Origin of the sequence: Kaistia terrae (assembly GCF_026344005.1) — a bacterium.
In the GTDB taxonomy this organism is placed as follows: domain Bacteria; phylum Pseudomonadota; class Alphaproteobacteria; order Rhizobiales; family Kaistiaceae; genus Kaistia; species Kaistia terrae.
In genome coordinates this window covers 120327-127031 of sequence record NZ_JAPKNH010000012.1, presented here as the reverse complement: position 1 = coordinate 127031, position 6705 = coordinate 120327, and the positions used below count along the sequence as shown (strand labels likewise).

The following is a 6705-nucleotide window of genomic DNA, read 5'->3' as shown; positions in this document are numbered from 1 at the left end:
TCCATCTACTTCCTCCGTCGACCCGCCAAAGCGCTTCAGCATAGCGATGGCGTCCTCAGGCTTCACGCCCCGGTGCGTAGTGGTTCCGCAATAGTTGCAACGAGCCGTCGCGTTCAGGGAGTTGCCACGGCGGCCAATCGCCAACGAGCCGGCCGCCGGCTCGTGCGGCTCGGCGCATTTGAAGCAATAAAGCTCGAACGGGCTGCAGACGCTGGTCCGGTCGTTCCACTTGGCTCCCAGCCAAGCCTTGGCGGCCCAGCCAGCAATACGGCTCGGCTCCTTGTCGTCCATGAGGGGAAGGCCTTCGGTGATCCAGACGCGGACCGTCGCCACCGTCCGGTTCGTGGCCACCGCAAGCTCTTCGATGGTGAAGGATGCCGTCTCGCGCAGTGTGCGCAGGTCGTAGCGGCGTTTGTCGGTCTTGGCGCTGGCGGGAATCCTAGAAATTTTAGAAGGAATCTTGTCGTTCACAATTGACCTCAAAAAGACATGGGTAAGGGATCGCCGAACCGAGGCGGTTCGACGGGATGCAGTCTGGAAGGGCTTGAAAGAGGGCTAGGTCGCGCTAGGTGCGGGACGTGTTGTCAAGGGGCTGCCCGAGGCGGTGCATGGCCCAGCTGTCGAGCGTGTCGCGTAGGTACAGGACGCGTTTGCCGAAGCGATGGAAGGACGGGCCGCCGCCAACGCAGCGATATTTATCCAGGGTCGCACGAGCGACGTGGATGCCGTGCTGTTCAAGCAGGTAGGCCGAGGCCTCCGTAGAAGACAGCCGCGGCTTCGGGCTCCGGGTATCGGCCCAGGGATACGCCGCACCCGGCGTGGCCCCCTCGGATTCGTTAGGCATGGACTACCTCGCTTTCTGACATTTCCAGCAGCAGGATGCCGCCGGTCGATCGCGGCGATGGCCAGCCGCTAATGTCACAAGGAGGTAAGCTGCGTCGAAGCGCGGAAATAGTAAGCGGACGTGATTCTATGAGGAGGTTTTCGGTGAGGAGGTTTTCGGCTTAGGTGGACGGCCAGATTTAGGGTCGATTTTCGCTAGAGCATGAGCACGGCCCCATATCTCGATAAACCGAAGTGTCTTGACACTTGGACAGCCGACAATCGTCAGCGCCGCTTCCCGGGTGATCCGTTTTTCATCTCGCAATGCTTCGATCAGCTTGGCTGCGAGCTTTTCCGCTAGCCGCTCCTTCTCAGCAACGGCCATTAGGCGCTGCTGCAACTTAAGATCGAGGATAGCGGGGTATTCGCGCTTAATGAAGGTAATGAAGCCCTTTGCTTGGAGATGAACGTTGTAATAGCTAGATAGCAGTTGTTCGTCCTCCTCGGTCCTATCCGGACGAAGTTCGGTCGAACAATAAGAATAACTTTCGATGATGTTATCATCAAAGCCTCGATGTGCCGAAAAGTACTGAGATTCGATTTCCAGAAGGTCAAATTCTATGTCGGAGCTATCCGTAACAATTGCGCCCTGTACCTTGATGCCGAAAAACTTTACCTCCCCTGAAGCGGCTGCATTACACAAGCGCTCCTCAAAGTCGGCGTATCGTAATTCAAATTCCGCACAGTCTTCGGGTGTCAAACTGAAGTCGTTGAGGTCTTCGTTGGCTATTTCGACAGAGACGCTGTCGGTGCCGACATTGTCTGTCTTGCTGGGGACTTGTTTCGCTCTTGCTGCCCGGATTCCGAACATCAGTGCTCCCGGCTTGGCGACATCGAGAGAATTGGGCCCTCTCAGTTCTCTGGAGATGCCGTCTTGTTTGACAAAATATATATGACGCCCATCTCGTTCGATTGGACCCCCAACAATGCCGTAGACTTCGGAGCCAGTCGATGAATCAATAGGTGTCGGAAGACCTCCGTACAGCGCTAAGCTCAACGCGTCCGTCAGCGAAACCGTTTTGGTCGGAGGGAGCGGTCTAAGCTCGTAGCTGAAATCATCTTTGGCTTTGGCCATTGGGCTTCCGATCATCTGGAGAATAATTCCCCTAGGGCCGGACGGCTGGACTGTCTAGAGCTTCGGCGGAAAACCAGAAGAACTGTCGGACATTTGGTCGAGCACGGCCTTTGCGACCTTGTCGGCGCTGGCCACCATCACGGAATCAAGACGATGGATGTAGCGGCTAGTAACCGATCCCGCTGCGTGGCCGATCAATGCAGCAATGGTCGATTCAGCGAAGCCAAGATCGCCAGCAACCGATGCAAACGAGTGACGCAACGTGTGCGGTGTGACGTCTTCGAGCCCCGCGCGCTCCATGATCCGAGCCCAACCTCGCGGAAAGCCGCCGAATGGCCCGTCGCCTCGGACTGCGGGCAGAACGAACAATAATTGTGGATCTCTTTTTATCGTCGAAAGCAGGTTGATGACCGGCGATCCGATCGGTCGAACTGAGGCCCCGGTCTTGCTGTCCTGAAGACGAAGGCTCATCCCGTCACTGTCCACCTCGGACCAGCGCAGGGAGACAATCTCTCCCCTTCGGCATCCCGTCAGCGCCAGCAGCCATATCGCCTGGATTACTTGCGGTGTCTCGGCCTCACCATCAGCCCTTTGCAGGGCTTGGCCTAGAGCCCGGTAGTCATCCGGCGACAGCCGGCGCTCGCGTCGCTGCCCGGCAGGCTTCTTGACGCCGCGCGTGGGATTAGTCTCGATTATGCCTTCCGATACAGCATAGGACAGAATGCCGCCAAGCAGCCCAACGGTCCGGGCGGCAGTACCCGCCCCGCCTGTCACGACTACCTTGCCCCGCTTTTTGTCAGAAACAGCGACGACAGCCGTTTTGCCCGAGGTCACATCTCGCATGAACCGGTATACATCGGCAGGAACCAGTTCATTGACCAGCCGACGGCCAAGCAAGGGAACGATGTGCCTGTCGATCCGACCCGCTTCAATCAGCAGGGACGACGGCTTCTTCCGAGTGCCGCGCCGCCCTGTAACCAGACCCGAATATGATCCCTCCAGATAGCGCGTGCACAACTCACTGACCGTTATGGCCTTCCGCCGTTCAGCTCGCTCGCCGCCGGGGTCGTTTCCGCGCACAGCGCTTCCAAGGGTCGCGATGGCGAGCTTCCGGGCTTCCTCAGTCGTGATCTTGCCATGCTGGCCGATGGTCATCCGACGCCTTAGCCCGGCGTCGTTCCGATAGTCGACGAAGTAGCTTCGCTTTCCTGTCGGATTAATGAATACGCCGAAGCCAGCCAGGTCGCTGCACCAGATCGTGAATTGGCGGTCGCGTGGAATTGCAGCTTCGACAGTCCGCTTGGTGAGCTTGGGCAAAGCCTATCCCATTCGATGTTGCTACTCACCAAATACTCACCACAAATTACGAAAGGAGGGAAGACATGCGCCTATTCCAGAAAACCGACACGACTAGACAATTTCTATTTCAGTTATTAAAAACAGCGGACTAGCGCAATCAGGAAGACGGCAGAAAAGTTCAGATTGAAGTTAGCACTTGCAATCGCACTGCAGAGGTCAGGGGTTCGATTCCCCTCGGCTCCACCAATGATTTTAATCGGTTACGTAAACGATCAGTATTTTCTGGATGTGAGTTGTGAGCGCGTCGTGAGCAAACGAGCGCGGGGTGAGGCTCGTTGCTCTTGTTAGAATGGCGCCGCGTATTAACCTTGAACGCTAGAAGGGGTCACGAAAGACAAGCGAGCGAACTCCCTTGCCCTTTGGCCATTTCGGCGTCTGCTCCGCCCAATCAATCGAGTTTGGATTTCTAGAACGGCTTGAATTCTTGGGCTTCAGATATCCGCCGTCAACTAGGATTGCGAATGCGGCAGAGAATTCACGGGAGCTATTAAACCAGGCGCGAAACGCTTTGGTGTGGACCGTATACTCTTGCTCCCCACCCACGGATCGCACAAAGCCATCGCATGCAGCGGGACCGAAGTCCCCATTCTTCTCCCAACGAAAGATTCTCGGACCAGCCAGTTTAGCTCGAAGGACAGATCGAGCATTTTCTGTTAGATCGTTGGCAAGGTTTATATTTTCCAGCGAGCGAGAGAACAGTTTGCTGACAGCCCGCTCGAACTTGGCTGCATCCCATGGCAGCAAACCGGCTTCGATTCCCAAAATGCCCCAGCATAGAGAAGACCGAAATTCTTGGCGGCATGTTGCAGAACTCCCTGCTTGGCACTCGATGGGACGCCAGCTGTAAAGTGTTCAATAAGCGATTGAACCCTTTCACGTAGACCGCCTTCGAGGCCAACTAGGTGCTCAATAAAAGGGGGAAGGGCAACGCCGTGGTTCGCTTCACAAGCCTCGCGCATGAGTTGTAGCTGCTTTTGAGCCCACACACGCGATGCCCCCTTTGGACGCCGATCAAAGATGATCGGTCCGCTGCGAGTTGCAGGTACATCTAGGCAACGGGCATATTCACCAAGGTCACGGGTCTGCCCGGAGGCGGCCGCATGATCATTAAACGAGTGCTCGGCGGTTGATACGAATATCGTCCTGAACTCGGCGCTGGTTGACGAGGAGGCAAACGAAGAGAGGCTATGGCGGCTCTTATCTCTGCCCTCGCTTATCGCGTAAATGAACTGCCTGATCGTGTCGTACGTAGCCTTCTTGGAACTGGCGGCGAGCCCAACTTCATTTACGGGCAACATGAGATCGCTAACGATTCGCCCCATTTCGCTGCGCGCCGCGGGAGATGAATTCCAGTTCGGCAGCCTGGGCTCTCGACCTATGCCGTAGAATGAAGACGCTGCGAGCAGTGACGCCGTTTTTCCAACTTTCGACCGGCCATAGATATTGATGCCGAATGATTGGAGGCCGCTGCTTTTCAGAAGAGGCGCCGCGAAAGCCGCCGCAACGGCAAGCATCGCGACATCAGAGTAGCGGCAGATCGCGGCAACCCCTTCCTTCCAGGCGTTGACGGTGCCCACGCGCTCGATGGAACAGTGTTGATTGGCGCTTAGGAAGCGCGGGGGCAGCGTCTTGAGGGATGTTGGCGCTCCGAGCGTTTCCATCGCCGTCACAAAGCTCTTCCCGCGATTGCGCCAGCCGAGCCGCTTTGCATACTTTCGCCTTGTACCCGGCTCGCTGCTGATCGCGGTTTCAACTGACGTTTGCAAATCGTCCACATGAGCGAGGTCAATGTTTTTTCTTAGCAATTCGTCAACGACGTACTTTGCGTTCTGGGCCTTTTCCCGCTCGATGGAAACATGTCGCCTGCGACCGCCGATCGCCCTGAACTGAAACACTTCAAACGCTTGTTCAGTCGCCTCGTCGTAGTCATTGTAGATTTTTCGGATGACAGGTTGCTTGGTCTTGATTTCTCCTGTTGCAAGGCACGGAGACACAGCCGACACATCGTGTCGGCAGGTGGCCTTTTGGGGGATTTGATTGCGCAGTGACACTGCCGACACGGTCGACACGGCGGCGAGCGCCATCGCCAGGAGTGGCGATGGCAGTGCAGTTCACTCAGTTTTTAGTTAGGTCTCGGCAAGCTGAGTTGCTTATGGCAACGCTTAAGCCGTGGCCCCGATTTGGTATGGACCATGCGGAGGCCGTGTAGAAATACCCTGCAGGAAATGCCGATTCTATCGAGCGATAGAGCCAACTCCAGCTTTTGATCGGCGGTTAGCGGACGGTGCCGCGTGTTCTGACGAGTTGTTGTTCCCGCTCGCCATCCGGGCGGTACCGTCACGCGACGCTCAAAGTCCGTTTTCAATGCGTAAGCGATGCCAGCCAGTTTTCCGTCAAACTTTCTCAGGCGGAGCGTACGAGAAGCCGCAAATGAGTAGCGGCCGGTCACGTCTGACTTGTTCAGAGCATTCATTAGGCCTCGAAATGCCTCGAGCTCTGCCGTTGAAGGATCCAGACCCAGGAGTATCCAAGCATGGGGCTTCCAGTGCGGAACAAATTCACCCTTCTCGTGCTCGTTGAAACTAATATCGAATCCGCCGAAGGCGACCCGCACCCCGGCTTCATCCAGTGCTTGCCGCAGTCCTCGACGTTGTTGTGCAAACGGGCTTTTCATTTCAGGCTGCCCCCCGGAATGCCGCGCGAGGGGACGCAAGAAGCAGTGAAAAACAACCATCTATCATTGGCTTGATAGCGGCTGGCCGCTTCGACAAACATCCGTTGGAGCGCCCGGCGACACTCGGGGCAAGCACCGCTGAGGCACCGCGAATTGGCATGGCAGTCCGCTAGCCGATTTGCCAAAGCAAGTGCATCCGGGCGGCGTTTGCCATGCCGCCTGAGCACCTTGATCAACTGTAATCTCAGACTTGAAGCCTCCTTCGATGAAAGAGGCGCCTTCTGCTTTTTCCCTTGTTTCCAGGTCGGCTTCCCGTCCCCGAAAAAGCGAGCGCAGCTGCTGGCGGCGAGCATACTTTCAATGCGAACGGACATTTTGGCCTCCGACATCAGAAGTGGACGAGCGCCGCTGCCGTTCCTCCCATGCCACGACAACCGCCAATCGGTAGCGGACCAAATGGCCGAATTTATAGTACTGTATAGATGTACCGATGACTCTTTCATTGCGAAGAGTCTTTGTGCTGACATGGTGCCTGAGGCCAAGTTCCCGTTCCGTTAGGAATACGTCGAAACTAGCGCCGGACGGCCCTGATATTTTTTTAGTCATTCTCACCTCTCTCGTTACGACAACGACCATAATCTGGCACCGAGAGGGCTCCGGAAGAAGGTATCAGGACGTTGCTTAAGCTACACCTGATCGCTGAAGGTTCGAGCGA

At 56.4% G+C, this 6705-nt stretch carries 7 protein-coding genes; all 7 read right to left on the bottom strand.

What is annotated here, in order from left to right:
* On the bottom strand, positions 1-471 hold a 471-nt coding region (locus OSH12_RS23285), incomplete at its 3' end, for a hypothetical protein (RefSeq protein ID WP_266346026.1).
* A gap of 94 nt (positions 472-565) precedes the next feature.
* The gene (locus OSH12_RS23280) at positions 566-844 is read right to left on the bottom strand and encodes a hypothetical protein (protein WP_266346025.1); all 279 of its coding nucleotides are present in this window, start codon (positions 842-844) and stop codon (positions 566-568) included.
* Between the two features lie 126 nt (positions 845-970).
* Positions 971-1957 carry a hypothetical protein gene (locus OSH12_RS23275; protein ID WP_266346024.1) on the bottom strand — a complete coding sequence of 329 codons (987 nt, stop codon included), beginning with the start codon at positions 1955-1957 and terminating at the stop codon, positions 971-973.
* 54 nt (positions 1958-2011) lie between these two features.
* Positions 2012-3274, bottom strand: coding sequence for a tyrosine-type recombinase/integrase (locus OSH12_RS23270; RefSeq protein WP_266346023.1), 1263 nt, complete (start codon positions 3272-3274; stop codon positions 2012-2014).
* A 713-nt stretch (positions 3275-3987) separates the two neighbouring features.
* Positions 3988-5400: a DUF927 domain-containing protein gene (locus tag OSH12_RS23265; RefSeq protein ID WP_266346022.1), complete on the bottom strand. Its 1413-nt coding sequence runs from the start codon at positions 5398-5400 to the stop codon at positions 3988-3990.
* A gap of 38 nt (positions 5401-5438) precedes the next feature.
* The gene (locus tag OSH12_RS23260) at positions 5439-5990 is read right to left on the bottom strand and encodes a hypothetical protein (RefSeq protein ID WP_266346021.1); all 552 of its coding nucleotides are present in this window, start codon (positions 5988-5990) and stop codon (positions 5439-5441) included.
* Positions 5987-6364 carry a hypothetical protein gene (locus OSH12_RS23255; RefSeq protein WP_266346020.1) on the bottom strand — a complete coding sequence of 126 codons (378 nt, stop codon included), beginning with the start codon at positions 6362-6364 and terminating at the stop codon, positions 5987-5989. Before OSH12_RS23255 ends, OSH12_RS23260 begins: the two co-directional genes overlap by 4 nt.
* Positions 6365-6705 lie beyond the last annotated feature (341 nt).

Coding starts and splice junctions, on each gene's coding strand:
- OSH12_RS23280 (WP_266346025.1), bottom strand. CDS start 844: ATGCCTAACGAATCCGAGGGGGCCACGCCGGGTGCGGCGTATCCCTGG.
- OSH12_RS23275 (WP_266346024.1), bottom strand. CDS start 1,957: ATGGCCAAAGCCAAAGATGATTTCAGCTACGAGCTTAGACCGCTCCCT.
- OSH12_RS23265 (WP_266346022.1), bottom strand. CDS start 5,400: ATGGCGCTCGCCGCCGTGTCGACCGTGTCGGCAGTGTCACTGCGCAAT.
- OSH12_RS23260 (WP_266346021.1), bottom strand. CDS start 5,990: ATGAAAAGCCCGTTTGCACAACAACGTCGAGGACTGCGGCAAGCACTG.
- OSH12_RS23255 (WP_266346020.1), bottom strand. CDS start 6,364: ATGTCCGTTCGCATTGAAAGTATGCTCGCCGCCAGCAGCTGCGCTCGC.